General features: G+C 60.6%; 26 protein-coding genes and 1 pseudogene. 12 read left to right on the top strand and 15 right to left on the bottom strand.

The window, feature by feature from the left end:
• Window positions 1-136: 136 nt before the first annotated feature.
• Window positions 137-1,156 carry a DUF4917 family protein gene (locus tag ABV589_RS21780; RefSeq protein WP_367083574.1) on the top strand — a complete coding sequence of 340 codons (1,020 nt, stop codon included), beginning with the start codon at window positions 137-139 and terminating at the stop codon, window positions 1,154-1,156.
• Between the two features lie 136 nt (window positions 1,157-1,292).
• Here the strand turns inward: ABV589_RS21780 and ABV589_RS21775 are convergent, their stop codons facing one another.
• Window positions 1,293-1,835: a helix-turn-helix domain-containing protein gene (locus ABV589_RS21775; RefSeq protein WP_027614428.1), complete on the bottom strand. Its 543-nt coding sequence runs from the start codon at window positions 1,833-1,835 to the stop codon at window positions 1,293-1,295.
• Window positions 1,836-1,941: 106 nt separating this feature from the next.
• On the opposite strand from ABV589_RS21775, the gene ABV589_RS21770 reads away from it, so the two are divergent.
• Both ABV589_RS21770 and ABV589_RS21765 read left to right on the top strand, forming a co-directional pair.
• Window positions 1,942-2,724 carry an aldolase gene (locus tag ABV589_RS21770; protein ID WP_367083572.1) on the top strand — a complete coding sequence of 261 codons (783 nt, stop codon included), beginning with the start codon at window positions 1,942-1,944 and terminating at the stop codon, window positions 2,722-2,724.
• A 25-nt stretch (window positions 2,725-2,749) separates the two neighbouring features.
• Window positions 2,750-3,631, top strand: a complete 882-nt coding sequence (locus ABV589_RS21765) for a dihydrodipicolinate synthase family protein (RefSeq protein ID WP_367083570.1) — start codon at window positions 2,750-2,752, stop codon at window positions 3,629-3,631.
• 129 nt (window positions 3,632-3,760) lie between these two features.
• Here ABV589_RS21765 and ABV589_RS21760 read toward each other — a convergent pair whose 3' ends face one another.
• The 3 genes from ABV589_RS21760 to ABV589_RS21750 form a co-directional block, all read right to left on the bottom strand.
• A complete protein-coding gene (locus ABV589_RS21760) occupies window positions 3,761-4,105 on the bottom strand; it encodes a YegP family protein (protein ID WP_041070456.1) in 345 nt (114 codons plus the stop codon).
• A gap of 193 nt (window positions 4,106-4,298) precedes the next feature.
• On the bottom strand, window positions 4,299-4,604 hold the full coding sequence (locus ABV589_RS21755; protein ID WP_367083569.1) for a ribbon-helix-helix domain-containing protein: 306 nt from the start codon (window positions 4,602-4,604) through the stop codon (window positions 4,299-4,301).
• Window positions 4,605-4,617: 13 nt separating this feature from the next.
• Window positions 4,618-5,199 carry a DJ-1/PfpI family protein gene (locus ABV589_RS21750; RefSeq protein WP_367083567.1) on the bottom strand — a complete coding sequence of 194 codons (582 nt, stop codon included), beginning with the start codon at window positions 5,197-5,199 and terminating at the stop codon, window positions 4,618-4,620.
• A 325-nt stretch (window positions 5,200-5,524) separates the two neighbouring features.
• Here ABV589_RS21750 and ABV589_RS21745 point away from each other — a divergent pair, with 325 nt between their 5' ends.
• A complete protein-coding gene (locus tag ABV589_RS21745; RefSeq protein WP_367083565.1) occupies window positions 5,525-6,430 on the top strand; it encodes a DMT family transporter in 906 nt (301 codons plus the stop codon).
• Window positions 6,431-6,489: 59 nt separating this feature from the next.
• Here ABV589_RS21745 and ABV589_RS21740 read toward each other — a convergent pair whose 3' ends face one another.
• The 4 genes from ABV589_RS21740 to ABV589_RS21725 form a co-directional block, all read right to left on the bottom strand.
• Complete coding sequence (locus ABV589_RS21740; RefSeq protein WP_367083563.1) at window positions 6,490-7,713, bottom strand: SAM-dependent methyltransferase; 1,224 nt, start codon at window positions 7,711-7,713, stop codon at window positions 6,490-6,492.
• Between the two features lie 271 nt (window positions 7,714-7,984).
• Complete coding sequence (locus ABV589_RS21735; RefSeq protein ID WP_367083562.1) at window positions 7,985-8,602, bottom strand: hypothetical protein; 618 nt, start codon at window positions 8,600-8,602, stop codon at window positions 7,985-7,987.
• 33 nt (window positions 8,603-8,635) lie between these two features.
• Entirely contained in the window at window positions 8,636-9,388 is a 753-nt protein-coding gene (locus ABV589_RS21730; RefSeq protein ID WP_367083560.1) for a TPM domain-containing protein, read from the bottom strand.
• Window positions 9,389-9,401: 13 nt separating this feature from the next.
• A complete protein-coding gene (locus tag ABV589_RS21725; protein WP_007963199.1) occupies window positions 9,402-10,010 on the bottom strand; it encodes a LemA family protein in 609 nt (202 codons plus the stop codon).
• Window positions 10,011-10,268: 258 nt separating this feature from the next.
• On the opposite strand from ABV589_RS21725, the gene bglX reads away from it, so the two are divergent.
• Window positions 10,269-12,560 carry a beta-glucosidase BglX gene (gene bglX / locus ABV589_RS21720; RefSeq protein ID WP_367083558.1) on the top strand — a complete coding sequence of 764 codons (2,292 nt, stop codon included), beginning with the start codon at window positions 10,269-10,271 and terminating at the stop codon, window positions 12,558-12,560.
• Window positions 12,561-12,686: 126 nt separating this feature from the next.
• Here bglX and ABV589_RS21715 read toward each other — a convergent pair whose 3' ends face one another.
• The 5 genes from ABV589_RS21715 to ABV589_RS21695 form a co-directional block, all read right to left on the bottom strand.
• Window positions 12,687-13,844, bottom strand: coding sequence for a phosphatidylserine/phosphatidylglycerophosphate/cardiolipin synthase family protein (locus tag ABV589_RS21715; protein WP_367083556.1), 1,158 nt, complete (start codon window positions 13,842-13,844; stop codon window positions 12,687-12,689).
• 1 nt (window position 13,845) lies between these two features.
• Complete coding sequence (locus ABV589_RS21710; protein WP_367083554.1) at window positions 13,846-14,436, bottom strand: YceI family protein; 591 nt, start codon at window positions 14,434-14,436, stop codon at window positions 13,846-13,848.
• A gap of 217 nt (window positions 14,437-14,653) precedes the next feature.
• Entirely contained in the window at window positions 14,654-14,959 is a 306-nt protein-coding gene (locus ABV589_RS21705; protein ID WP_367083552.1) for an amidase, read from the bottom strand.
• On the bottom strand, window positions 14,956-16,035 hold the full coding sequence (locus ABV589_RS21700; RefSeq protein ID WP_367083550.1) for a serine hydrolase: 1,080 nt from the start codon (window positions 16,033-16,035) through the stop codon (window positions 14,956-14,958). Before ABV589_RS21700 ends, ABV589_RS21705 begins: the two co-directional genes overlap by 4 nt.
• Before the next feature lie 137 nt (window positions 16,036-16,172).
• Entirely contained in the window at window positions 16,173-17,054 is an 882-nt protein-coding gene (locus ABV589_RS21695; protein WP_367083548.1) for an acyl-CoA dehydrogenase family protein, read from the bottom strand.
• A 153-nt stretch (window positions 17,055-17,207) separates the two neighbouring features.
• On the opposite strand from ABV589_RS21695, the gene olsB reads away from it, so the two are divergent.
• Both olsB and ABV589_RS21685 read left to right on the top strand, forming a co-directional pair.
• Complete coding sequence (gene olsB / locus ABV589_RS21690; RefSeq protein ID WP_007963187.1) at window positions 17,208-17,963, top strand: L-ornithine N(alpha)-acyltransferase; 756 nt, start codon at window positions 17,208-17,210, stop codon at window positions 17,961-17,963.
• Entirely contained in the window at window positions 17,963-18,754 is a 792-nt protein-coding gene (locus ABV589_RS21685; protein WP_367083546.1) for a lysophospholipid acyltransferase family protein, read from the top strand. The genes olsB and ABV589_RS21685 overlap by 1 nt, the downstream gene beginning before the upstream one ends.
• Window positions 18,755-18,799: 45 nt before the next feature.
• On the opposite strand, the pseudogene ABV589_RS21680 reads toward ABV589_RS21685, so the two are convergent.
• Window positions 18,800-19,363, bottom strand: a pseudogene (locus tag ABV589_RS21680) (ACP phosphodiesterase); the annotation flags it as partial.
• 169 nt (window positions 19,364-19,532) lie between these two features.
• Between ABV589_RS21680 and ABV589_RS21675 the strand changes: the two are divergent.
• The 4 genes from ABV589_RS21675 to ABV589_RS21660 all read left to right on the top strand — a co-directional run bounded on the left by ABV589_RS21675 (window position 19,533) and on the right by ABV589_RS21660 (window position 22,714).
• Complete coding sequence (locus ABV589_RS21675) at window positions 19,533-19,853, top strand: helix-turn-helix transcriptional regulator (protein ID WP_003222436.1); 321 nt, start codon at window positions 19,533-19,535, stop codon at window positions 19,851-19,853.
• A 5-nt stretch (window positions 19,854-19,858) separates the two neighbouring features.
• Window positions 19,859-21,025 (top strand): MFS transporter, encoded by a 1,167-nt coding sequence (locus ABV589_RS21670; RefSeq protein ID WP_108590685.1) that lies wholly within the window; start codon window positions 19,859-19,861, stop codon window positions 21,023-21,025.
• A gap of 30 nt (window positions 21,026-21,055) precedes the next feature.
• Window positions 21,056-22,105: an alkene reductase gene (locus ABV589_RS21665; protein ID WP_007963183.1), complete on the top strand. Its 1,050-nt coding sequence runs from the start codon at window positions 21,056-21,058 to the stop codon at window positions 22,103-22,105.
• Between the two features lie 159 nt (window positions 22,106-22,264).
• The gene (locus ABV589_RS21660; protein WP_367083543.1) at window positions 22,265-22,714 is read left to right on the top strand and encodes a hypothetical protein; all 450 of its coding nucleotides are present in this window, start codon (window positions 22,265-22,267) and stop codon (window positions 22,712-22,714) included.
• A 344-nt stretch (window positions 22,715-23,058) separates the two neighbouring features.
• On the opposite strand, the gene emhR is transcribed toward ABV589_RS21660, so the two are convergent.
• The gene (emhR, locus tag ABV589_RS21655; RefSeq protein ID WP_027614407.1) at window positions 23,059-23,691 is read right to left on the bottom strand and encodes an efflux system transcriptional repressor EmhR; all 633 of its coding nucleotides are present in this window, start codon (window positions 23,689-23,691) and stop codon (window positions 23,059-23,061) included.
• A gap of 267 nt (window positions 23,692-23,958) precedes the next feature.
• Here emhR and emhA point away from each other — a divergent pair, with 267 nt between their 5' ends.
• Window positions 23,959-25,113, top strand: coding sequence for an efflux RND transporter periplasmic adaptor subunit EmhA (emhA, locus tag ABV589_RS21650; RefSeq protein ID WP_007963180.1), 1,155 nt, complete (start codon window positions 23,959-23,961; stop codon window positions 25,111-25,113).
• Window positions 25,114-25,115 lie beyond the last annotated feature (2 nt).

Raw genomic sequence — 25,115 nt, 5'->3', positions numbered from 1 at the left:
GCCGAATCGACTGCTCCGATCCGGCGGATGTGCACAGAATCGACCGATCGGTCAGCACCGATGTTGATCTGGCTCAATGCCCGCTCGTGATAAAGTCGCCGTCCATCAGCCCCTATGTTTTGAGATGTGCCAAGCAATGAGCGATTTTCTGGATGTCGATGCCACCCTCGAAGACTGGAGCGCCCTGCGCGCCACCGCCGACTTCAACGGTCTGCTGGTGGGCAATGGCGCCAGTCGCGCGGTGTGGGACGATTTCGGCTACGACTCGCTGTTCGAAAACGCGCGCACCGTGGAAGAGAAGCCACTGAGCCCGTCGGAACTGAGCGTGTTCGATGCGATGCAGACGCGTAGCTTCGAGCAGGTACTCGGTGCGCTGAAAACTACCAGCCGGGTCAACAAGGCGCTGGCGGTCAGTTCGGCCGCACCGCGCAATCGCTATTACGCGATCAAGGAAGCGCTGATCAACGCCGTGCATGCGGTGCACATTCCATGGCGCCTGGTGCAGACCTCGACCCTGGCCACGCTCAACGACGAGCTGGCGCGTTATCGCACGGTGTTCACCACCAATTACGATCTGCTCAACTACTGGGCGCTGCAACACAAAAGCGAAGCCATCGACGACCTGTTCAACGGCCCCGACGCCAGTTTCGATCTGAGCGCAAGCGCCAGTGCCAAACCGCGTCTGCTGTACCTGCACGGTGGCCTGCACCTGGTGCGCAATCAGGACGGCACCGCGCGCAAACTGACCTCGACCGAGGGCACCCTGCTCGGCAGTTTCGCGATCAACAATACGATCAAGACCCTGGATGATGTGCCGCTGTTCGTCACCGAAGGGCCGAGCGCGGACAAGCTCAAGACCATCCGCAGTTCGGATTATCTGTCGTTCTGTTATGAGCAGTTATTGGGGCACGCGCACAACCTGTGCATCTTCGGGCATGCGCTGGGCGAGCAGGATGCGCACATCGTGCGGGCGCTGCGGCTGGCAAAACCTGCGACCGTGGCGATCTCGATTTATCCGCGCAGTGCGGCGTTCATCCAGCATCAGAAACGGCATTACGCGAAGGTGTTCGAGGGCACCGGGGTTGCGTTGCGGTTTTTTGATGCGAAGACGCATGCGTTGGGTGATCCGAAGTTGTCAGTGCCCGTCGAAGTCTGAAGCCAATACATCACCTGTGGCGAGGGAGCTTGCTCCCGCTGGGCAGCGAAGCTGCCCCCAAATATCAAGCTGCAAAGCGCTGACTGCTGCGCAGCCAAGCGGGAGCAAGCTCCCTCGCCACAACAGCAGAATCGGCTCATTCTTCGCTGCTGTGCACCACCACCAGCAACTGCGCCTGCACCTCGCCCACCGACCGGATCCGATGCGGTTTCTGCGCATTGAAATGCAGCGCATCGCCGCGCTCCAGCAGCACCCGCTCATTCATGAAATCCACTTCCACCTGCCCTTCGTGGACGAACAGAAACTCCTCGCCCAAGTGCTCCTTGAAGGTCTTGTCGGTGAATTCGCGCGGCGGGTAGATGATGAATGGCAGCAGGTTGCGTTCGCTGACCTGATGCGCCAGCACCGCATAGCCCGGGCTCTGATCATTGGCCGCCAGTGACTGGCGTTCGTGGCTGCGCACCAGACTGTAGCTGTCGAGGCTGACGTTGTCTTCGGAGAACAGTTCCTCGACCTTCACGTTCAGCGCTTTCGCCAGTTTCAGCGCGGCCGCAATCGACGGAGTGTTCAACCCGCGTTCGACTTTCGACAGATAACTCTTGGTCATGCCGGATTTTTCGGCCAGTGCCTCAAGCGTTACGCCAAGTTTTTTTCTCAATAATTTCAAACGGATAGACATGCGCAGCAGTTATTCCATCAAGGAAGCGACAATTCATGCTTGCTTATGACACTTTGTGTCATATAGGCTCTTTCGTGTCATTTGCACTCACCCAAAGGACACAGACATGGCCAAGACATTAGCACTACCCAAAGCGCAACTGGTCAAGCAAGCGCTGACCCAGATGCAAAACACCCTGGCGGATAATACGTGGACTGACCGGCAAAAGCTGGCGCTGACCTGCCGGATCCTGTTCGAGAACGGTCATGACTCCGGTCTGGCCGGACAAATCACCGCTCGCGGCCCACAACCGGGGACCTATTACACTCAACAACTGGGCCTGGGTTTCGATGAAATCACCGCGAGCAATCTGCTGCTGGTCAACGAAGACCTGGAAGTGCTCGAAGGCCACGGCATGGCCAACCCGGCCAACCGTTTCCACAGCTGGGTCTACCGCGCCCGGCCGGACGTGAACTGCATCATCCACACCCATCCGACGCACATTGCCGCACTGTCGATGCTGGAAGTGCCGCTGCAGATTTCCCACATGGATCTGTGCCCGCTGTACGACGACTGCGCGTTTCTCGAAGGCTGGCCAGGCGTGCCGGTTGGTAACGAGGAAGGCGAACTGATCGCCGGGGCACTGGGCGACAAGCGCGCGATTCTGCTGTCGCACCACGGCCAGTTGTCGACCGGCAGCACGATCGAAGAAGCCTGCGTCATCGCCCAATTGATCGAGCGCGCCGCCAGACTGCAGCTGCTGGCGATGGCCGCCGGGACGATCAAGCCGATCATTCCGCAACTGGGTCGCGAGGCCCATGACTGGGTGTCGAAACCCAAGCGCCACGCCGCCGCTTTCAACTACTACGCCCGGCAGAACCTGCGCCAACACGCCGATTGCCTGAACTGATTTCAGCTTTTCAAGGAGACACCGCATGTCCAATATTCACGGCATCATCGGCTACACCATCACCCCGTTCGACGCCCACGGCGAAGGCCTCGATCTGCCGGCACTCGGCCAATCCATCGATCGCCTGATCGACAGCGGCGTCCATGCCATCGCCCCGCTTGGCAGCACCGGCGAAGGCGCTTACCTCAGCGACGCCGAGTGGGATCAGGTCGCCGAGTTCAGCATCAAACACGTGGCCAAACGGGTGCCGACCATTGTCAGCGTGTCCGACCTGACCACCGCCAAAGCCGTACGCCGCGCACGCTTCGCCGAAGCCCACGGCGCCGACGTGGTGATGGTGCTGCCAGCGTCTTACTGGAAGCTGACGGAAGCGGAAATCCTCGCGCATTACCGCGCCATCGGCGACAGCATCGGCGTGCCGATCATGCTCTACAACAACCCGGCCACCAGCGGCACCGACATGTCGGTGGAACTGATTCTGCGCATCGTCAACGGCGTGGACAACGTGACCATGGTCAAAGAGAGCACCGGCGACATTCAGCGCATGCACAAGCTTCAATTGCTCGGCGACGGTCAGGTGCCGTTCTACAACGGCTGCAATCCGCTGGCGCTGGAAGCGTTTGCCGCCGGGGCGAAGGGCTGGTGCACCGCCGCGCCGAACCTGATCCCGCAGCTGAATCTGGATCTGTACGCAGCCACTCTGGCCGGTGATCTGGAACGGGCGCGTGAGTTGTTCTACCGCCAGTTGCCGCTGCTGGACTTCATCCTCAAGGGCGGTTTGCCGGCGACGATCAAGGCCGGGCTACGCGAGACGGGGCTGGAGGTCGGTGATCCGCGGTTGCCGGTGTTTCCGCTGAACGAGGCTGGGCGAGGTCAGCTAAAAGCAATCCTCAAGACCCTGCGCTGATACCAGCAACACACAAAACCCTGTAGGAGCTGTCGAGTGAAACGAGGCTGCGATCTTTTGATCCTGATGTTTAAATCAAGATCAAAAGATCGCAGCGTGCCCCAGCTCCTACAGAGGGATGTGCCGGGTTCAGAGCACCGGCAAAGTCTTGTCCTTGATCACTTTGCTCGGCCCGTTGGCCTTGACGCTGGCGATGCCTTTGGCACACGCGGCGTCATTGGAGTACGACTCGCTGCTGCCGATAATCTGGTGGTTGGCAGCCTTCAGGTTGAAGTAAGGATGACCATCCTTGGTGGTCTTTTTCTCGTAGCGCTCATCCAGCGGGCTATTGGTCTGCACCGAAGCAATGCCGCTGTCGGCAGCCGCGCGGGTGGTGTAGAGCTCGCTGGTGAGAATGGTTTCGGCGTTGGCGGCCTTCAGCACAAACCTGAACTGGCCGTTGCTGCTTTTGCTCACTTCGTACCATCCGGACATGCTCAATTCTCCTTGGCGGTTGAGAGGTTTTGCGCCAGTGAGTAAAGACCAGCCCAGGACTTCTGTCGCCTGTACCAGCGCCATCGCGGGCAAGCCCGCTCCCACAGAGTTCTTCAGCGACCACAAAATTTTGTGAGCATCAGAGAAACCTGTGGGAGCGGGCTTGCCCGCGATGGGGTCAACTCGGTCGGGGCTATTTTACCCCCGCCCGTACCACCGACAACGCCGACGCAGACGTGCGCCGCTGGCCCAGATACCGCGTACAGCTCACCCGCAAAAACGAAGCAAAATTCACCACCTCGCCACGATAATCCATCACCTCTTCATACAGCTTGGCGATCAGTTGATTGGTGGTCATGCCATCGACTTCGGCGATTTCGCTGAGAATGTCCCAGAACTGGTTTTCCAGGCGCAGCGTCGTCACCACGCCGCAGATGCGCAGCGAGCGCGAGCGGGATTCGTAGAGAATCGGGTCGGCCTTGACGTAGAGCTCGCACATCGGCGGATCCTCGTTACAGGGTGATTTGGGTGCCGAGCAGGCCGAGGAAACCGGCCAGCCAGTTCGGATGCGCCGGCCATGCTGGTGCAGTCGCCAGATTGCCTTGAACGTGGCCGTCGGTCACCGCGATATCGATGAACGTGCCGCCAGCCAGTCGCACTTCCGGGGCGCAGGCCGGATAGGCGCTGCATTCGCGACCTTCCAGAACCCCTGCTGCTGCCAGCAATTGCGCGCCGTGGCACACAGCGGCAATCGGTTTGCCAGCCTTGTCGAATGCTCTTATCAGCGCCAGCACCTTTTCATTCAGGCGCAGGTATTCCGGCGCACGACCGCCGGGAATCAGCAGCGCGTCGTAATCGGCCTCGGCGACCTTGGCGAAGTCGAAGTTGAGGGCGAACAGGTGTCCGGGTTTCTCGCTGTAGGTCTGGTCGCCTTCGAAGTCATGGATCGCGGTGCGTACGGTCTTGCCCGCGACCTTGTCCGGGCACACGGCGTGCACGGTGTGACCGACCATTTGCAGGGCCTGGAACGGCACCATCACTTCGTAGTCTTCGACGTAATCGCCGACCAGCATCAGGATTTTTTTCGCGGCCATGGGGAGGACTCCTCTGGGAAACGGCTTGCAGGAGTATTCAAGGTAGACCTTATCCGTTGGGGCGGGTAACAACCGGCTACTACGCCTCCCCGCCTTTGTGGCGAGGGAGCTTGCTCCCGCTCGACTGCGCAGCAGGCGCAAAACCTGTTTGCACAGTTTTCCTGAAAAAAGCGGGGGCCGCTTCGCAGCCCAGCGGGAGCAAGCTCCCTCGCCACAGGGGATCCAACTGTATGGATAACTCTTTGCCTGGCTGTACCAGCCCGAGCGCCCCGGTTTATGGCTTGATTAAGGCAATCCCCTGCCACCTTCTATTCTGGTTCTCATCATGTCCTCGCGCGAAAACACCGGCATGGCCCTCGGCCTGCTCGGGGTTGTGATTTTCAGCCTGACCCTGCCCTTCACCCGGATTGTGGTGCAGGAACTGCATCCGTTGCTCAACGGCCTCGGCCGCGCGCTGTTTGCGGCAATTCCGGCGGCGGCGCTGTTGTTATGGCGGCGCGAGAAGTGGCCGACCTGGCAGCAGGTCAAAGGCCTGAGCCTGGTAATCGCCGGGGTGATTCTCGGCTTTCCGGTGCTGTCGGCGTGGGCCATGCAGACCTTGCCGGCGTCCCATGGCGCACTGGTCAACGGTTTGCAGCCGCTGTGCGTGGCGCTGTATGCGGCGTGGTTATCACACGAGCGTCCGTCAAAAGCCTTCTGGGCCTGTGCCGCGCTGGGCAGTGCGCTGGTGCTCGGCTACGCGCTGTACACCGGTGCCGGCAGCATTCAGGCCGGTGACTTGTTGATGCTCGGCGCAATTGCCGTCGGTGGTCTGGGCTATGCCGAGGGTGGCCGGTTGGCCAGGGAAATGGGCGGCTGGCAGGTGATCTGCTGGGCGCTGGTGCTGTCGACGCCGCTGCTGATCGGGCCAGTCTTGTATCTGGCGCTGCAACATCACGGTGCAGTGTCAGCCAAGGCCTGGTGGGCGTTCGGCTATGTGGCGCTGTTTTCGCAGTTCCTCGGGTTCTTCGCCTGGTACGCCGGGCTGGCGATGGGCGGGATCGCGCGGGTCAGTCAGATCCAGTTACTGCAGATCTTTTTCACCATCGCGTTTTCGGCGCTGTTCTTTGGCGAACATGTCGAGCCGATCACCTGGGTGTTTGCCTGTGGGGTGATCGCGACGGTGATGCTCGGGCGCAAGACCGCAGTAAAATCAAATGTGGGAGCGAGCTTGCTCGCGAAGGGGCCGTAACAGTCGACATCATCGTTGACTGTCAGTCCGCTTTCGCGAGCAAGCTCGCTCCCACAGGATCAGAGGTATCCATCCGAACGCAGCAGCGTTTCCAGACAGTGCTCGCTGATGTTGTAGAACGCTTTCAACTCGGCAATCTTCACCAGCAACTGGGCCGGGTCGACCGGCTCGGCGCGTTTCACCGCCAGAATCATCTTGTTCTTGTTGGTGTGTTCCAGCGAGATGAACTCGAACACTTTGGTTTCGTAACCGCAGGCTTCGAGGAACAACGCGCGCAGGCTGTCGGTGACCATTTCCGCCTGCTGGCCCAGGTGCAGACCATATTGCAACATCGGCTTGAGCAGCGCCGGGCTCTGGATCTGCAGGCGGATCTGCTTGTGGCAGCACGGCGAGCACATGATGATCGACGCGCCGGAACGGATGCCGGTGTGGATCGCGTAGTCGGTGGCGATGTCGCAGGCATGCAGGGCGATCATCACGTCCAGTTCGCTTGGCGCCACGCTGCGCACGTCACCGCACTTGAACACCAGCCCCGGGTGTTCCAGCTTGGCCGCAGCGGCGTTGCACAGGTTGACCATTTCTTCGCGCAGCTCGACGCCGGTGACTTCGCCTTCGGCCTTGAGCGTGTTGCGCAGGTAATCGTGAATCGCGAACGTCAGGTAGCCCTTGCCCGAACCGAAATCCGCCACCCGCACCGGCTTGTCCAGCGCCAGCGGTGAGGAGGTCAGGGCGTGGCTGAAGACTTCGATGAACTTGTTGATCTGCTTCCACTTGCGCGACATCGCCGGGATCAGCTCATGCTGCGCGTTGGTCACGCCCAGATCCTTGAGGAACGGCCGGCTCAGGTCCAGAAAACGGTTTTTCTCACGGTTGTGCTCGGCGGACGGTGCTTCACGCAATTGCTGAGGCTTGCTCTTGAACAGCGAACTCTTGCCCTTTTTGCTGTATTCGAGCTGGGCTTCGTCGGTCACGGTCAGCAGATGCGCATTCTTGAACGCGGCCGGCAACAGCTCGGCAATCACCGCCACACCTTCGCTCAGCGGCAGGTTCTTGGTGATGTCGCGGGTCTTGTAGCGATAGACGAACGACAGGTTGGGCTGCGCCTTGACCGTCACCGCCTTGATGATGATCCGCTGCAGATCCGCCTCTTCGCCCACGTATTTGGCCAGCACCAGTTTGATGAAACCGTTCTGTTCGAGGCTGGTTTGCAGCAGCTCGATGAACTGGGCGTGATGGTCTGGCGTGGGTTTGGCAGACGGCGCGGATGGGGCGGTAACGGACATGGACAAGCGGCCTCGAACGGGCGAAATCGGAAGTGGCGGGTATTTTAGGGGGGATGGCGGTTGGGGACACGCTCTTATTTACCCAACGGCACCAGAACCTATTGCACCGGGTCTTTTGTGGCGAGGGAGCTTGCTCCCGCTCGGCTGCGCAGCAGTCGTTAAAACAGGCGACTACTTACTCCAGACAAACCGCGTTTACCGGGTTCAGGGCCGCTTCGCGCCCCAGCGGGAGCAAGCTCCCTCGCCACAGGGAATGACTGCGCCCAGAGACTCAACCCAACACGATCAACCGATTGGGCAATTCATTCCTCACCTGCGTCACCGGCACGTGCACCTTGAGCAGTTCACCGCAGGCCTCGATGCAGGTCACGAACCCTTCAAGCGTGCGGCCCTGGCGCACCTGCTCGGTGAACGCGGCGACAATCGTGTCCCAGCTGTTGTTGTCCAGCCGTCGGGAAATCCCCTCGTCCACCAGAATCTCCACGTAGCGCTCGGCCTCGCAGACAAAGATCAGCATCCCGGTGCTGCCGACGGTGTGGTGCAGGTTCTGTTCGAGGAACTGCCGCCGCGCCAGGTTCGATGCGCGCCAGTGGCGCACGCGGCGCGGGATCAGATGAGTGGTGATTTTCGGCAGACGAAATAGCAGGCACAGGACGATGAACAACCCCCACTGCACCAGCAGCAGGCTGCGCATGGTCAGCCAGCCCGTCAGGTAATGAACGATGCCCGGCACCAGCAGCGCCAGCAGGCTGGCCCACAGCAGCGGAATGTACGCGTAGTCATCGGCGCGGGCCGCCAGCACGGTGACCAGTTCGGCGTCGGTGTCGCGCTCGACCCGGGCGATCGCCTCGGCGACTTTGCGTTGTTCGTGTTCAGTCAGTAATGCCATGTCGAAAAGTGCCTGATCATTATTGTTGTGTGTTCACCAGCCGCCGGACGAACCGCCGCCGCCGAAACTGCCCCCGCCGCCGCTGAAGCCCCCACCTCCACCACCGCCGCCAAAACCACCACCACCGAAACCGCCTCCGCCACCGGAGCCACCCCGGCCGGCGGGAAGGATACCGAGCATCTGGCAGACAAACACGGTCAGGATGAACAACACCACCAGAAAAACGAACAACAGCGGGTGACGCGAGACAAAATCGCTCTGCGGATCGCCGCTCGACTCATACACCGTCGACGGCTCGTCCAGCGGATTGCCGCCAAGCACCACCAGCATCGCCGCCACGCCGTCGCTGATGCCCTTGCTGAAATTGCCAGCCTTGAACGCCGGGGTGATCACTTGATGGATGATCACCGAGGTCTGCGCATCGGTCAGCCGATCCTCCAGACCGTAGCCGACTTCGATGCGCAGCTTGCGCTCGTCACGGGCAACGATCAGCAGCGCGCCGTTGTTCTTGTCTTTCTGGCCGATGCCCCAGTGCCGGCCCAATTGCACGCCGTAATCCTCGATGGTGGTGCCCTGCAGATCAGGCACCGTGACCACCACCAGTTGCTCGCCGGTGGCCTGCTCGTGAGCCTGCAATTGCTGGCTCAACTGGGCGCGCACCGACGGCTCGATCATCTGCGCTCCGTCCACCACCCGCCCGCTCAGCGCCGGGAACGTCAACTCGGCCCGGGCGCTGACGGCGAACAGCCAGAGCATCAGCACCAGGCCTATCTTCAACACACGCATGAATAACCTCGGGTCAGAACTTCACTTCCGGGGCCTTTTCCGCACCGGGGGTGGTGGCTTCGAAGGTTTCGCGAATCGGCAGGTCGCTGTACATCACGCTGTGCCAGAGGCGACCGGGGAAGGTGCGGATCTCGGTGTTGTACTTCTGCACCGCCAGAATGAAATCGCGCCGCGCCACGGCAATCCGGTTTTCCGTGCCTTCGAGCTGCGATTGCAGGGCGAGAAAGTTCTGGTTGGCCTTCAGGTCCGGATAACGTTCGGAGACCACCATCAGACGGCTGAGCGCACCGCTCAACTGATCCTGGGCCTGCTGGAACTGCTTGAGTTTTTCCGGGTTGTCGAGGGTGCTGGCATCGACCTGGATCGACGTCGCCTTGGCCCGCGCCTCGACCACTGCGGTCAGCGTTGCTTCTTCATGCTTGGCGTAGCCTCTGACAGTCTCCACCAGGTTGGGGATCAGGTCGGCACGGCGCTGATACTGGTTCTGGACCTGGCCCCAGGCGGCTTTCGCCTGTTCATCAAGGGTCGGGATATTGTTGATGCCGCACGCGGTCAACAAGGTGGCGAGGACCAGCAGCGTGGCGACCTGCAAACGCGAACGGTAGGTTGGACTGACATTCATCAAAGTGATGCTCCCTGGCGTATTTCATAAAAAACCGACCGTGAAACCTTCTGCATCGGCGGTTGGGGCATAATCGGCCGCGCCACTGGATTGCAACGGGCCGATGGGCTAAAAAGAGGCCCTGCGCAAACGCTGCCGAGTGTCGGCGGGCGTTTTTGGCTCGGTCATTTTGAGCCTGCACCCGAACAACAATAGTCGCTCCCTAACTTTTGGCTGGCCGGCATTGCATTGCCGCTTGGGCCCTTGAGAAAAATATTCATGAAGAAGCTGTGTTTGCTGGGTCTGTTCGTCAGCCTGGCCAGTCATCAAGTATTGGCCGCCACGACCCCGGCACCCCTGGAAAACAAGGACGCGTTCATCAGCAATCTGATGAAGCAAATGACCCTCGATGAAAAGATCGGCCAGTTGCGCCTGATCAGCATCGGCCCGGAAATGCCTCGCGAGTTGATCCGCAAAGAGATCGCCGCCGGCAACATCGGCGGCACGTTCAACTCGATCACTCGCCCGGAAAACCGTCCGATGCAGGACGCGGCGATGCGCAGTCGCCTGAAGATTCCGATGTTTTTTGCGTACGACGTGATCCACGGTCACCGTACGATTTTCCCGATTCCGCTGGCCCTGGCCTCGAGCTGGGACATGGACGCCATCGGCCAGTCCGGGCGCGTTGCCGCCAAAGAAGCTGCGGCCGACAGCCTCGACATCACCTTCGCGCCGATGGTCGACATCTCCCGCGATCCGCGCTGGGGCCGCAGCTCCGAAGGGTTCGGTGAAGACACCTACCTGACCTCGCGCATTGCCAAAGTGATGGTCAAGGCCTATCAGGGCGACACGCCGAGCGCAGCCGACAGCATCATGGCCAGCGTCAAGCACTTCGCCCTGTATGGCGCGGTCGAGGGCGGTCGCGACTACAACGTCGTCGACATGAGCCCGGTGAAGATGTACCAGGACTACCTGCCACCGTACCGTGCGGCGATCGACGCCGGTGCCGGTGGGGTCATGGTGGCGTTGAACTCGATCAACGGCATTCCGGCCACCGCCAACACCTGGCTGATGAACGACCTGCTGCGCAAGGACTGGGGCTTCAAGGGCCTGGCCGTCAGCGACCACGGCGCGATCTTCGAACTGATCAAGCACGGCGTGGCCGCCGACGGTCGTGAAGCGGCGAAGCTGGCGATCAAGGCCGGCATCGACATGAGCATGAACGACACCCTGTACGGCAAAGAGCTGCCGGGGCTGCTCAAGTCCGGCGAGATCGAACAGAAAGACATCGACAACGCGGTGCGCGAAGTGCTCGCCGCCAAGTACGACATGGGCCTGTTCAAGGACCCGTACCTGCGCATCGGCAAGGCCGAGGATGATCCGGCCGACACCTACGCCGAAAGCCGTCTGCACCGCGCCGAAGCGCGTGACGTGGCACGTCGCAGCATGGTGCTGCTGAAGAACCAGAACGACACCCTGCCGCTGAAGAAAGACGCAAAAGTCATGCTGGTCGGCCCATTGGCCAAGGCACCCATCGACATGATGGGCAGCTGGGCCGCTGCGGGCAAACCTGCGCAGTCGGTCACGCTGTTCGACGGCATGAGCTCGGTGATCGGCGACAAGGCCAACCTGATCTACGCCCGTGGCGCGAACATCACCAGCGACAAGAAGGTTCTGGATTACCTGAACTTCCTCAACTTCGACGCCCCGGAAGTGGTCGATGATCCGCGCCCGGCCAACGTGTTGATCGACGAAGCGGTAAAAGCGGCCAAGGACGCCGACGTGATCGTCGCCGCCGTTGGCGAGTCCCGTGGCATGTCCCACGAGTCCTCCAGCCGCACCGACCTGAACATCCCGGAAAACCAGCGCGAACTGATCCGCGCCTTGAAAGCCACCGGCAAACCACTGGTACTGGTGTTGATGAACGGCCGTCCGCTGACCATTCTCGAAGAGAATCAGTCGGCTGATGCGATTCTGGAAACCTGGTTCAGCGGCACCGAGGGCGGCAACGCCATCGCCGACGTGCTGTTCGGCGACTACAACCCGTCGGGCAAACTGCCGGTGACCTTCCCGCGCTCCGTGGGCCAGATCCCGACCTACTACAACCACCTGAGCATTGGCCGGCCGTTCACGCCGGGCAAACCGGGCAACTACACCTCGCAGTATTTCGATGACACCACCGGCCCGCTGTTCCCGTTCGGTTACGGCCTGAGCTACACCCGGTTCACGCTGAGCGACATGGCGCTGTCGTCAACCACGCTGAACAAGACCGGCAAGCTCGATGCCAGTGTCACCCTGAAAAACACCGGCCAGCGTGACGGCGAAACCGTGGTGCAGTTGTACATCCAGGACGTCGCCGGTTCGATGATTCGCCCGGTGAAGGAACTGAAGAACTTCCAGAAAATCATGCTCAAGGCCGGCGAACAGAAAGTCGTGCACTTCACCATCACCGAAGATGACCTGAAGTTCTACAACGCCCAGCTCAAGTACGCGGCCGAGCCTGGCAAGTTCAACGTGCAGATCGGCCTGGATTCGCAGGATGTGACGCAGCAGAGTTTTGAGTTGCTGTAACAAACACCGCAATACCCTGTAGGAGCTGCCGAAGGCTGCGATCTTTTGATCTTGATTTGGTTTAGAAACACAAGATCAAAAGATCGCAGCCTTCGGCAGCTCCTACAGGGGAATGGTGTTTGGCGGTTATCCGCGTCGATCGAGAATATTGACTACCAGCCGATCCACCCAGCCCCAGATCCGCTGCTTCACTCGCCGCCACAACGGCCGGCGCTGCCACTCTTCCAGACTGACCTGCTGACTCAGGCCGAAGTCCCTCTCGAAACTCTCCGCCACCGCTGCCGTCAACGCCGGGTCCAGCGCCTCCAGATTCGCCTCCAGATTGAAGCGCAGGTTCCAGTGATCGAAGTTGCACGAACCGATGCTCACCCACTCATCCACCAGGACCATTTTCAAGTGCAGGAAACACGGCTGGTATTCGAAGATCTGCACCCCGGCCTTGAGCAGGCGCGGGTAGTAGCGATGGCCGGCATAGCGTACCGACGGGTGATCGGTGCGCGGCCCGGTCAGCAATAGCCGCACATCGACACCACGGGCCGCAGCCTTGCGCAGCGAGCGGCGGATTTTCCAGGTCGGCAGGAAATACGGGGTGGCCATCCAGATGCGTTTTTGCCCGCTGTTGAGGGCGCGAAACAACGATTGCAGAATGTCGCGATGCTGACGCGCATCGGCGTAGGCCACGCGGCCCATGCCCTCGCCCATGTCCGGGACCTTGGGCAAGCGTGGCAGGCCGACATGCGCCGTAGGTTTCCACGCCCGGCGATGGCGGTTGGCAATCCATTGGCGGTCGAACAGCACTTGCCAGTCGAGTACCAGCGGGCCGCGAATTTCCACCATCACTTCATGCCACTCGCTGGTGTCCTGCCCCGGGGTCCAGAACTCATCGGTGACACCGGTACCGCCGACCACTGCCAGACGCTGATCGACCAGCAGCAATTTGCGGTGATCGCGATAGAAATTGCCGACCCAGCGCCGCCAGTTCAGGCGATTGTAGAAACGCAATTCGACCCCGGCCTTGGTCAGGCGCTGACGCAGGTGCAGGGTAAACGCGAGACTGCCGTAGTCATCGAACAGGCAGCGTACCCGCACGCCGCGCTCGGCAGCCTGGACCAGCGCCTGAACCACGGCTTCGGCGCAGGCGCCCGCCTCCACCAGATACAGCTCCAGTTCAACCTGCTCTTCGGCGCGGGCAATCTCCACCAGCATGCGCGGGAAGAATTGCGGGCCGTCGATCAACAGTTCGAAACGGTTGCCGTCACGCCATGGAAACACCGCGCCGCGCATGTCAGCGCGCCGTGAAAATCAGCACCGCACCCACCGGCACCGACAGACTGATGGCCGACAGGCCGGCCAGATTACGCAGAGTTTCCAGGCCCGGCACCAGGTCGAAATCCTCGGCGTTGATCACCAGCGGTTCCAGGGTCACCACTTGAAAACGCCGGTCATCGAGACGGGTGGCCAGCAACTCCGCCGGGTATTCATGTTGCTTGCCGTGCAGGTTGACGGTCAGCGGCAAGCGCAATTCCAGCTGCGCACCGGGGGCCAGATCGTTGATCGGGCGCAGGTCGATCCGGGTGCTGATGGTCGCTTCGGGGAACTGCTCGATCTGGAACAGCTCCTTGCGCATGCGCTCGTCGCGCAGCGGGATGCCGCTGTTGATCGATTCCAGCTCGACTTCGACCTCGGCGCGGCCATCCGGATCGACCTTGCCGTGCAGCACCAGAAAGCGTTGCACTTCGGAAATGTGGGCATTCTTGGTGCTGACAAACGACAGCCGCGATGATTCGCCGTCCAGATACCAATTGGCCTGCGCCGGCAACGCGGCAGCGGCCAGCAGCAGACTGGCGAAGGCTTTGTAGAGGGAGCGGTTGAACATTGAACACTCGTTGGGCGATAAACCTGCACGAACCTTAACCGCCCACGCCGTTATTGCAAACTGATCGCCGCAAATCTATCGATTGGTGAAAGTCCCTGTGGGAGCTGGCTTGCCAGCGATAGCGGCGGGACAGGCTATATCTCTGTTGACTGACACACCGTCATCGCTGGCAAGCCAGCTCCCACAGGGTTATCTATTGACTGGAGGATCGAGGGTTTCAGGGATTTAGGCGGCAACCTTGGCGTTCACCCAGCCACTGGGCACGATTGCTACGGCCCATGCCACTGACGATGATGGTTTTGCTCGCGCTGTCATCGCTGAATTCGCTGGTCGGCAGCCACTGTTTCACATAGCCCCGGCAATACTCGGCATCGTTGTTCATCACGTAGCGACACGAACAATATTCCTTCGCCGTGTACGCGCTGATGATGTCGGGGAACGCCCACAGGTTGTCCCGTTCGAGCCAGATCCAGCCCAGCAGCACGATCAGCGCCAGCAGCAGAATCCGCTTGACCAGCTTCATGGCTGCACCGCTTTGAGCACGCGCTTGAGCAGTTCGTTGTGGCGATAACTGCCGTCGCGATCATCGGCGTAACGCACGATCACCAGTTTCTCGCTGGGGATCACATACAGCGCCTGGCCCCAATGGCCGAGGGCAGCGAAGGTGTCGGGTGGCGCGTCAGGCCATGGCGCGGCGGCGCCATCCGCCGGGCGATTGAGCCACCACTGGCCACCGGGCACCGCTTCGTCTTGGTGCGCCTTGTAGCCGGCAAAAGCCTCGCGGTTGAAGGCGACCCAATCCTTGGGTAACAACTGTCGATCATTCCAGCGCCCGTCGCGGGCCATCAGCAGACCGACCCGCGCCAGATCCCGCGCCGTGAGATAGGCATAAGAGGACGCGACAAACGTGCCGCCGGCATCGGTTTCCCACACGGCGTGGCGGATGCCCAACGGCTCGAACAGCGCTGTCCATGGATAGTCGGGATAACGCTGCGGGCCAACCATGTTCTTCAGCGCCGCCGCCAGCAGATTGCTGTCGCCACTGGAGTAACGGAACGTCTGCCCCGGCGGCGCATAAGCGTCGTGATTGGCAGTGAACGCGGGCATGTCGCGGTGCCCACGGGTGTAGAGCATCGCCACCACCGAGGATTTCAGCGGGGCGTATTCGTAGTCTTCCTGCCAGTCCAGCCCGGAGGCCCAGTGCAGCAGATCCGCTATGGTGATCGCCGGGTGTTTTTCCAGTGCCGGATAAAACTTCGCGACCGGATCATCCAGTTTGAACAGGCCTTCGCCATAGGCCACACCCAGCACGGTGGCCATCAGGCTTTTGCTGATCGACCAGGTCAGGTGCGGGGTCTCGGCACGGGTCGGGCCGGCGTAGCGTTCGTAGATCAACCGGCCGTCGCGGATGATCAGCAGAGCGTCGGTGCGGATGCCTTGGCGGGTAGTGTCGTCGCGGGGTGGGAAGGCGTAGCTCTCCAATGCCTCGACTGCTGCGCCGCTGATTTTTGCGCCAGCCGGCCATTGCTCACCGGGCCATTGCCCGGCCTGGACCGTGAAGCTGATCAGCAGCAGAAACAGGGACAGGCCTTTGCACATGGAAAAGTCTCAACCGATGGATGCAAAAATCATGGCCCAGACAAATGACAATATGCCGATCACTGTAGGAGCTGCCGCAGGCTGCGATCTTTTGCTTGTGCTTTTAAAGATCAGAAGATCGCAGCCTGCGGCAGCTCCTACAGGGAAATGTGCAGGGCTTTGGCCAAGCGCTTGGCCCGCGCACCGGCCGCCAACTGCATCACCCCCTGATCACGCTGCCACATCTGCGCCCACTCCGGATTACCCTCGGCCAACACCTGATCGATCTCGGGTTTGAGTGCATCAAACTGCGCAAACAACCCACCCAGCAACACATGCCCCGCCGGATTGTTCGGCGGCTGGCGGCTCGCCTCCGCGCACCCGGCCAACAGCGCCAGCAAGCGCAACAGCAGCGGCTGCGACCAGCCGCTGTCCTGACCGACGCCATACAACCACGCGGTCATCGCGCTCAGCACGTAGATATCTTCCAGGGTGCGAAACGGCTTCACATAAGCATCCCAGCCATCGCCCGCGAGGAGCTCGCACAGTGCGCCATCCAGATGCAGCCGACCATGACTGATGTCCGGCATCAGCGGCAGCGCCGGGAGTTTTTCCACACGTACACCGGGTTCGCCGGGATAGACCACCGCCAGACTCAGGCGCGGCGTTTCGCCGGGCTCTTCAGTGCGCGCGGCGATCAATAGCCAGTCCGCCGCATCCCCGGCGGTGACGAAATCCTTGCGCCCGCTCAAGCGCAAATCACTGAGACGCGTCTGCATGTCCGCCGGGCGCAGGCTGCGCTGCTCGGTCGCACACAACGCGCCGAGACTTGGCGGCGCGCTCGGCCAGAGCATGCGCAACGCCGCCTGATACCCCACCAGAAATGCCAGCCCCGGCGTCGCCATCCGCCGCCCTCCGGCCACTGCCAGTTCGAACGGCGTCACGTTGCCCAATTGATGCAGCAAGGTGGCGAAACCTTCCGCCAGATCAGTCACGGCGGGCAGGCGTTCATGGCTTTCGAGCAGGCTGGGCCAGGGCATAAGAGGCTCCTTGTGGGCTGTCATACAAGCATCACCAAACGTTCATGGCGATGACACCGGGGCTACATAGCCTGACTTTGCACAACATGGCTGCATAAAGAAAGTCGATCGGCTGCAACCCACGACGGGTTCAAGGCCCGTACGGAGATTCAAATGACTCAGATCGCCCGCATCAGCGACACCGGCAATGAACGCCGCCTGCAAGCCGAACGCCTGATCGGCGCCGAGGCCTTGCAGCAAGCCCAGGCCTTGCGCTTCAGCGTATTCAGCGGCGAGTTCAACGCCAAGCTGAAAGGCGCGGAACTGGGTCTGGACATGGATGACTATGATGTTCACTGCAGCCACATCGGCGTGCGTGACCTGAACACCGGGCGTCTGGTCGCCACCACCCGTTTGCTCGATCACACCGCCGCCAGCAGCCTGGGCAAGTTCTACAGTGAAGAAGAATTCAGCCTGCATGGCCTGGCGCATCTGCAAGGCCCGATTCTCGAAATCGGCCGCACCTGCGTCGACCCGGCCTACCGCAACGGCGGCACCATCGCCGTGCTGTGGGGTGAACTGGCCGAAGTGCTGAATCAGGGCGGCTACAGCTACCTGATGGGTTGCGCGAGCATTCCAATGCAGGACGGCGGCGTGCAGGCCCACGCGATCATGCAGCGTCTGCGCGAACGTTATCTGTGCACCGAACATTTGCGCGCCGAACCGAAAAATCCGTTGCCGTCGCTGGATATCCCGTCGAACGTGATCGCCGAGATGCCGCCGCTGCTCAAGGCCTACATGCGTCTGGGTGCGAAGATCTGCGGCGAGCCATGCTGGGACGAAGACTTCCAGGTCGCCGATGTGTTCATCCTGCTCAAGCGCGACGAACTCTGCCCGCGCTACGCCAAGCACTTCAAGGCGGCCGTGTGATGAGCCGGTTGCGGGTGTACGCGCGGATCGCGCGGGTGCTGCTGGTGGTGGCGCTGGGCCTGACCATGGCCAGCGTCTTCGGCGTGTTCGAACGCCTGGGCCTGGCGCATTCGATGCAACGTCGACAGCGCTGGTCGCGGTTTTTCATGGCGCGCCTGAGCCATGCCCTGCCCTTTCGCGTGACTGTGCATGGCGAATTGCCGAAGCAGCCGATGCTGTGGGTCAGCAATCATGTGTCATGGACTGACATTCCGCTGCTGGGCATGCTCACGCCGCAGTCGTTTCTGTCCAAGGCCGAAGTGCGCACCTGGCCGGTGGCGGGTTGGCTGGCGGCCAAGGCTGGCAGTCTGTTCATCCGTCGCGGCTCGGGTGACAGCCAGTTGATCCGCAAACAGATGACCCGCCATTTGCAGACGCAGCATCCGCTGCTGATGTTCCCGGAAGGCACCACCACCGATGGCCGCTCGCTGCGCACCTTTCATGGTCGCCTGCTGTCGGCGGCGATTGATTCAGAGGTGATGCTGCAACCGGTGGCGATCCGTTATCTGCGCGATGGCGAGATCGACACGCTGGCACCGTTCATTGGCGACGATGATCTGTTGTCGCACCTGATGCGGCTGTTCAGCCATGATTGCGGCGATGTCGAAGTGCACCTGCTCAAGCCGATCGCCTGTCAGGATCGCGAGCGTGCGGCGCTGGCATTCGACGCGCAGCAGGCGGTGCAGAAGGCGTTGTTTGGCGCGATTCTGGAAAAGCAGAAAAACCCGATGCGCCCGGCCATCGCCGCCTGAAATACAACCGCTAAAATCACCGCCGGCCCCTGTGGGAGCTGTTGAGGATTGTGCGAAGTCTTGCAATTGCGGGTAGAACAACGCGAAATCCTCACTCAGCGGCTCATACAACCGCCGCAATTCCTGCATCGCCCCCGCCAGCTCCTCAGGCCGCGTCAGACGCCGCGAGATCCCGCGCAGCACCTGCTCCAGCACTTCAAACTCCTGATACGAACCCAGCCAGTCATTGGCAACCATGTGCGGCGCGATTTGCGCCAGGCGTTCGGGCAATTGCCGCTCATTCGACAGCACCCGGTACACGTCACGGGTGAACTGCTCCAGCGGTTGATCGGCGTACAGCGTCCAGTCCCGCGCCAGACAATGGTCGAAAAACACGTCGAGGACGATCCCGGCATAACGCCGCCGGGTCGCGGTGAAACGCCCGAGGGCGATGTCCACCAACGGGTGGCGATCGGTGAACACATCAATGCGCCGATGCAGCTGAATCGCCGCTTCAATCGGCGGCGCAAACTGCCCTTGCAGGCGTCCTTTGACGAAATCGCCATACAGACTGCCGAGTAATTGCTCGGGGCGCTGGCCTCCGAGGTGTAAATGTGCGAGATAGTTCATGGGCGCAGCTTAGCACTGCGCGCTTTCATCGTTACACCACACGTATCGTTATAACCCGATATACCGATTTATGCGGTCGTCAGATCAAATTCATATTGGTATATCGCGAAATACCGATTTAAAGTTTGCCTCATCGCGATATAGCGCTACAGATCACGAGCATAAAGCCATGAACCTCGACCTCGACGAAATAATAAAAGCCCTGGCACACCCAGTACGGCGAGACATTCTCATCTGGCTGAAAGACCCCAAAGCCCAGTTTCCTGAGCAGATTCACAACCACGAGTACGGCATCTGCGCCGGGCAGATCGATCAACGCTGCGGCCTGTCGCAGTCGACCGTCTCCGCCCACCTGGCAACCCTGCAGCGTGCAGGTTTGATCAGCAGCCAGAAAGCCGGCCAGTGGCACTTCTTCAAACGCAACGAGGACGTGATCCAGGCGTTCCTCGACGCCATCGTCAAAGAGCTCAGCGCTCCCACAAGGAATTGACTCAAATGCCCCTCTCGCTACTCATTCTGGCCTTGAGCGCCTTCGCCATCGGCACCACCGAGTTCGTCATCATGGGCCTGCTGCCCGATGTGGCGGCCGACCTTGGTGTGTCGATCCCCGGCGCTGGCTGGCTGGTGACCGGTTACGCCCTGGGCGTGGCCATCGGTGCGCCGTTCATGGCACTGGCCACCGCAAAACTGCCGCGCAAGGCTGCACTGGTAGCGCTGATGGGGATTTTCATCGTCGGTAACCTGCTGTGCGCCATCGCCAGTGACTACAACGTGCTGATGTTTGCCCGTGTCGTCACCGCGCTGTGCCACGGTGCGTTCTTCGGTATCGGTTCTGTGGTAGCTGCCGGGCTGGTGGCGCCGAACAAGCGTGCATCCGCCGTGGCGCTGATGTTCACCGGCCTGACCCTGGCCAACGTCCTCGGTGTACCGCTGGGTACGGCGCTGGGTCAGGAAGCCGGCTGGCGTTCGACTTTCTGGGCGGTGACCGTGATCGGTGTGGTAGCGCTGATCGGTCTGATCCGCTTCCTGCCGGCCAAGCGTGACGAGGAAAAACTCGACATGCGCGCCGAACTCGCCGCCCTCAAAGGCGCCGGCATCTGGCTGTCGCTGAGCATGACCGCGCTGTTCGCCGCGTCGATGTTCACCCTCTTCACCTATGTCGCACCGCTGCTCGGTGACGTCACCGGCGTCTCGCCAAAAGGCGTGACCTGGACCCTGCTGCTGATCGGCCTCGGCCTGACGGTGGGCAACATCATCGGCGGCAAATTGGCGGACAAGCGTCTCGGCGCGACCCTGATCGGCGTGTTCGTGGCGATGGCGGTGGTCTCCACCGTACTGAGCTGGACCAGCGTTGCGCTGATCCCGACGGAGATCACCCTGTTCCTCTGGGCCACCGCCTCCTTTGCCGCCGTCCCGGCGCTGCAAGTCAACGTGGTGACCTTCGGCAAGGCCGCACCGAACCTGGTGTCGACCCTGAACATCGGCGCTTTCAACATCGGCAACGCCCTGGGCGCCTGGGTCGGTGGCAGCGTCATCGCCCACGGTTTCGGCCTGACCAGCGTGCCCCTGGCCGCAGCAGCCCTGGCGGTACTCGCGCTGCTGGTGACCCTGATCACTTTCCGTCAGAACGGCGATGCCGGCCTGGCCCCTGCTACCCACTGATTAACCACTTCACTGACGAGGGTTGTACACATGGCAACTATTTTCGATCCGATCAAACTGGGCGACCTCGAGCTGTCCAACCGCATCATCATGGCCCCGCTGACCCGCTGCCGCGCTGATGAAGGCCGCGTACCGAACGCCCTGATGGCCGAGTACTACGTGCAACGCGCCTCTGCCGGCCTGATCCTGTCCGAAGCTACTTCGGTCACCCCGATGGGCGTCGGTTACCCTGACACTCCGGGCATCTGGTCCAACGACCAGGTGCGCGGCTGGACCAACGTAACCAAAGCGGTGCATGCGGCCGGCGGCAAGATCGTTCTGCAACTGTGGCACGTCGGCCGCATCTCGCACCCGTCGTACCTCAATGGCGAAACTCCGGTCGCGCCGAGCGCCATCCAGCCTAAGGGTCACGTCAGTCTGGTGCGCCCATTGGCCGACTATCCGACCCCGCGCGCTCTGGAAACCGCTGAAATCGCCGAGATCGTCGAGGCCTACCGCACCGGTGCCGAAAACGCCAAAGCCGCCGGCTTCGACGGTGTGGAAATCCATGGCGCCAACGGTTACCTGCTCGACCAGTTCCTGCAAAGCAGCACCAACCAGCGCACCGACAACTACGGCGGCTCCCTGGAGAACCGTGCACGTCTGCTGCTGGAAGTGACTGACGCGGCGATCGACGTCTGGGGCGCCGGCCGTGTCGGCGTGCACCTGGCACCCCGCGCCGACTCCCACGACATGGGCGACGACAATCTGGCCGAGACCTTCACTTATGTGGCTCGCGAGCTGGGCAAGCGCGGCATCGCCTTCATCTGCTCCCGTGAGAAAGAAGGCGCCGACAGCCTCGGCCCACAATTGAAAGAAGCCTTCGGTGGTGCGTACATCGCCAACGAACGCTTCACCAAGGACAGCGCCAATGCCTGGCTGGCTGAAGGCAAGGCAGACGCGGTGGCGTTCGGCGTACCGTTCATTGCCAACCCGGATCTGCCGGCCCGCCTGAAGGCCGATGCACCGCTCAACGATGCGCGTCCTGAACTGTTCTACGGCAAAGGCCCGGTCGGCTATATCGATTATCCAGCGCTGTAAAAAACATCAACCAACAAGTAAGCCCTGCCTCGAAAGAGTCAGGGCTTTTTTATTTGCACACATTTAAAGATTCGCCTTAGAAAGAATATAAACCTAAGCTTCGCCTTGCAATTTACCACTTGCACATCAACCAACTTAATCAAGCAAGGATATATAAAAATGAACAATATAGACCCAAATAAACTTACATTTCTCCTGCAAATCACCAATGCCACGGACTCTACTTTCTGGCTTGATGATTCCTCTCCAAAGCACCCACCCTTGACCCCTATCGATAAGATCCTTCCTTACCAGACCGTCTTTATGATGTTTGAGGGAGATCCTCATCTGAAGCAGGACATTGTTATTGATTACGATATCAAAAAAGAGATATTCAGCACTTACGTCTGTTACACCAACTACAAACAGAAAGTACAGTTCGACACCTCGCTCAGTTATTGCTACAGGAAAATGGCGGGGCACCGGGCTCCAAAATTCGAACTCTTCTGGGATAAAAATGCTTTCTCTATTGGCGCCGAACCCATCACCTGCGACGCATTATTGGCAAATGAAAACCCGGTTTATCCTTACAGTAATAAGATGGTCGCATTTATGACGCCATCGGACTGATAGAGAGTTACCCCCTCATGCAGTAACGGTAAAGGCGCAAGGCAACTCACCACCGTGGCTCCAGCCCATCGGAAGTGACGCAGCCCAGTGGTAAAAATCGGGCACAGGGGACACAGAAACAAAACGGACCGGTTGGTGCGTATCGGCTGCTCGGCGCCCTTTTAGCCCGAGCGTTAACACTCATTCACACAGTCGACACAAAACCCCTACAAAATACGTAGCTCGCTACCTATCAACCCGGCCGACGTACGTATATAAAAGCACCCCATTACAGAAAGTCTTGAAGCAGGGACATTTCCCCGCTTCAAGTCTTGACACGGATAGATTCAATTACGCATTTTGTTTCATTTGCGCAGACTGGGGCTCAGGCGCAGCATATCCAGCCCTGTATCGACCCAGCGCTCGGCTTCGGCATGCAATTGAAAGCTGTCCGGCGCCAACAGCCATCCATACAGGAGGCCATCGATATACGCATGAATGCTGATGGCCGCCCGGGCAGTGTCGAGATCTTCCGGCAACTGGCCGCGATTGACCGCATTACGCAGGGTCAGGCCGATGCGCAGGTTGCAATCGAGACTGGCCGTGCGGCGCTGCTGGCGCAGATCGCACATTTCATCGGTGAATTCGCACTTATGAAACAGAATCTCGTTGATGCGACGGGTCTTCGGATCCAGGGCTACCTGATGGAACAGATGGATCAACAGCTTGCGCATGCACCCCAACGGGTCGAGTTCATCCTCGCTCTCGCTGGCCTTGGCCAATTCATCCAGCGGTTCATGCAGGCTGTCGAGCATCGCCTGCACCAGATCAGCCTTGTTGCTGAAATGCCAATAGATGGCCCCGCGCGTGACGCCGGCCATTGTCGCGATATCCGCCAGGGTCGTGCGGGCCACGCCCCTTTCATAAAACGCTTTCTCGGCCGCTTCGAGAATCTGGCTGCGCGTTTCCTGAGCTTCCTCTTTGGTACGACGGACCATGGCAGTAAAACCTCAAACGGGATGTTTCAGGGATGGCTGAATATCCGCTGAATAAAGAGGGGGCTGATCTCTCACGAATCAGCTCCCCGGCCTACAATTTCAAACCTTGCGACGCATTTTGTAACAGGGTGGGTACGACGCCAAGCTATTTACAAACAACCATGAACGTAAGTATATTCCTTAGCAAGCTACTTATCCACTCGACCCGATTTTTTTACCCTTTCACACTTCTTGTGCGCAATGTGCGCGCCTGACCCGAGGATCTTCATGCAATTCAAGCCAGCTGTTACCGCTCTGGTCACTGCCGTCGCCCTGGCATCGCTGCTCAGCGGATGTAAAAAGGAAGAAGCGGCTCCAGCCGCTCCGCCTCCTCAGGTCGGCGTCGTCACCCTGCAACCACAAGCGTTCACCCTCACGTCGGAACTGCCGGGCCGCACCAGTGCGTACCGCATCGCTGAAGTTCGACCACAGGTCAACGGCATCATTCTCAAGCGTCTGTTCAAGGAAGGCGGCGACGTCAAAGCCGGCCAGCAGCTGTATCAGATCGATCCGGCAGTCTATGAAGCGACCCTGAAAAGCGCTGAGGCCAACCTGCGTTCGACCAAGTCGATCTCCGACCGCTACAAGCAACTGGTCGATGAGCAGGCCGTGAGCCGCCAGGAATTCGACACCGCCGTCGCCAATCGCATGGAATCGGAAGCGTCGCTTCAGAGCGCGCAGATCAACGTGAAATACACCAAGGTCTACGCGCCGATCTCCGGCCGCATTGGCCGTTCTTCGGTGACCGAAGGCGCGCTGGTCAGCAATGGTCAGGCCGACGCGATGGCGACGATCCAGCAACTGGACCCGATCTACGTCGACGTCACCCAGTCCTCGGTTGAACTGCTCGAACTGCGCCGCGAGCTGGAAAGCGGTCGTCTGCAGAAGGCCGGCGACAACTCGGCAGCGGTCAAGCTGACCCTGGAAGACGGCAGCCAGTACAAGCTCGACGGCAAGCTGGAATTCTCCGAAGTATCGGTGGATCCGACTACCGGTTCCGTGACCTTGCGCGCCGTGTTCCCGAACCCGGATCACACCCTGCTGCCAGGCATGTTCGTCCGTGCCCAGTTGCAGGCCGGCGTCAACGCCGCGGCCATTCTGGCGCCGCAGCAAGGCGTGACCCGCGACCTCAAAGGTACGCCGACCGCGCTGGTTGTCGGCGCGGACAACAAGGTTGAACTGCGTCAGCTCAAGGCCAGCCGTACCGTCGGCAGCCAGTGGCTGATCGAGGATGGCCTGAAAGCCGGCGATCGTCTGATCACCGAAGGTCTGCAGTACGTTCGCCCAGGTGTTCAGGTCAATCCGACCGAAGCGACCAACGTAGCCAAGAACCCGGCCCCCGCTCAAGCAGCTGACAAAGCCGCTGGCGGCAAAGGGGAGTAACT

This window comes from Pseudomonas sp. HOU2, from assembly GCF_040729435.1.
GTDB lineage: Bacteria > Pseudomonadota > Gammaproteobacteria > Pseudomonadales > Pseudomonadaceae > Aquipseudomonas.
The sequence above is the reverse complement of the archived record's forward strand: the minus strand, read 5'-3'. Positions and strand labels throughout refer to the sequence as shown.

Excerpts from the sequence above, each read along its gene's own strand:
- bglX (WP_367083558.1), top strand. The coding sequence starts at position 10,269 with ATGAAGAAGCTGTGTTTGCTGGGTCTGTTCGTCAGCCTGGCCAGTCAT.
- ABV589_RS21715 (WP_367083556.1), bottom strand. The coding sequence starts at position 13,844 with ATGCGCGGCGCGGTGTTTCCATGGCGTGACGGCAACCGTTTCGAACTG.
- ABV589_RS21710 (WP_367083554.1), bottom strand. The coding sequence starts at position 14,436 with ATGTTCAACCGCTCCCTCTACAAAGCCTTCGCCAGTCTGCTGCTGGCC.
- ABV589_RS21755 (WP_367083569.1), bottom strand. The coding sequence starts at position 4,604 with ATGTGCGAGCTCTACGTCAAGGCCGACCCGATTCTCTACGAATCCCGC.
- ABV589_RS21705 (WP_367083552.1), bottom strand. The coding sequence starts at position 14,959 with ATGAAGCTGGTCAAGCGGATTCTGCTGCTGGCGCTGATCGTGCTGCTG.
- ABV589_RS21735 (WP_367083562.1), bottom strand. The coding sequence starts at position 8,602 with ATGGCATTACTGACTGAACACGAACAACGCAAAGTCGCCGAGGCGATC.
- ABV589_RS21685 (WP_367083546.1), top strand. The coding sequence starts at position 17,963 with ATGAGCCGGTTGCGGGTGTACGCGCGGATCGCGCGGGTGCTGCTGGTG.
- ABV589_RS21665 (WP_007963183.1), top strand. The coding sequence starts at position 21,056 with ATGGCAACTATTTTCGATCCGATCAAACTGGGCGACCTCGAGCTGTCC.
- ABV589_RS21750 (WP_367083567.1), bottom strand. The coding sequence starts at position 5,199 with ATGGCCGCGAAAAAAATCCTGATGCTGGTCGGCGATTACGTCGAAGAC.
- ABV589_RS21745 (WP_367083565.1), top strand. The coding sequence starts at position 5,525 with ATGTCCTCGCGCGAAAACACCGGCATGGCCCTCGGCCTGCTCGGGGTT.
- ABV589_RS21660 (WP_367083543.1), top strand. The coding sequence starts at position 22,265 with ATGAACAATATAGACCCAAATAAACTTACATTTCTCCTGCAAATCACC.
- ABV589_RS21730 (WP_367083560.1), bottom strand. The coding sequence starts at position 9,388 with ATGCGTGTGTTGAAGATAGGCCTGGTGCTGATGCTCTGGCTGTTCGCC.
- emhA (WP_007963180.1), top strand. The coding sequence starts at position 23,959 with ATGCAATTCAAGCCAGCTGTTACCGCTCTGGTCACTGCCGTCGCCCTG.
- ABV589_RS21770 (WP_367083572.1), top strand. The coding sequence starts at position 1,942 with ATGGCCAAGACATTAGCACTACCCAAAGCGCAACTGGTCAAGCAAGCG.
- ABV589_RS21765 (WP_367083570.1), top strand. The coding sequence starts at position 2,750 with ATGTCCAATATTCACGGCATCATCGGCTACACCATCACCCCGTTCGAC.
- ABV589_RS21725 (WP_007963199.1), bottom strand. The coding sequence starts at position 10,010 with ATGAATGTCAGTCCAACCTACCGTTCGCGTTTGCAGGTCGCCACGCTG.
- ABV589_RS21740 (WP_367083563.1), bottom strand. The coding sequence starts at position 7,713 with ATGTCCGTTACCGCCCCATCCGCGCCGTCTGCCAAACCCACGCCAGAC.
- emhR (WP_027614407.1), bottom strand. The coding sequence starts at position 23,691 with ATGGTCCGTCGTACCAAAGAGGAAGCTCAGGAAACGCGCAGCCAGATT.
- ABV589_RS21775 (WP_027614428.1), bottom strand. The coding sequence starts at position 1,835 with ATGTCTATCCGTTTGAAATTATTGAGAAAAAAACTTGGCGTAACGCTT.
- ABV589_RS21670 (WP_108590685.1), top strand. The coding sequence starts at position 19,859 with ATGCCCCTCTCGCTACTCATTCTGGCCTTGAGCGCCTTCGCCATCGGC.
- ABV589_RS21675 (WP_003222436.1), top strand. The coding sequence starts at position 19,533 with ATGAACCTCGACCTCGACGAAATAATAAAAGCCCTGGCACACCCAGTA.
- ABV589_RS21695 (WP_367083548.1), bottom strand. The coding sequence starts at position 17,054 with ATGCCCTGGCCCAGCCTGCTCGAAAGCCATGAACGCCTGCCCGCCGTG.
- ABV589_RS21780 (WP_367083574.1), top strand. The coding sequence starts at position 137 with ATGAGCGATTTTCTGGATGTCGATGCCACCCTCGAAGACTGGAGCGCC.
- ABV589_RS21760 (WP_041070456.1), bottom strand. The coding sequence starts at position 4,105 with ATGTCCGGATGGTACGAAGTGAGCAAAAGCAGCAACGGCCAGTTCAGG.
- olsB (WP_007963187.1), top strand. The coding sequence starts at position 17,208 with ATGACTCAGATCGCCCGCATCAGCGACACCGGCAATGAACGCCGCCTG.
- ABV589_RS21700 (WP_367083550.1), bottom strand. The coding sequence starts at position 16,035 with ATGTGCAAAGGCCTGTCCCTGTTTCTGCTGCTGATCAGCTTCACGGTC.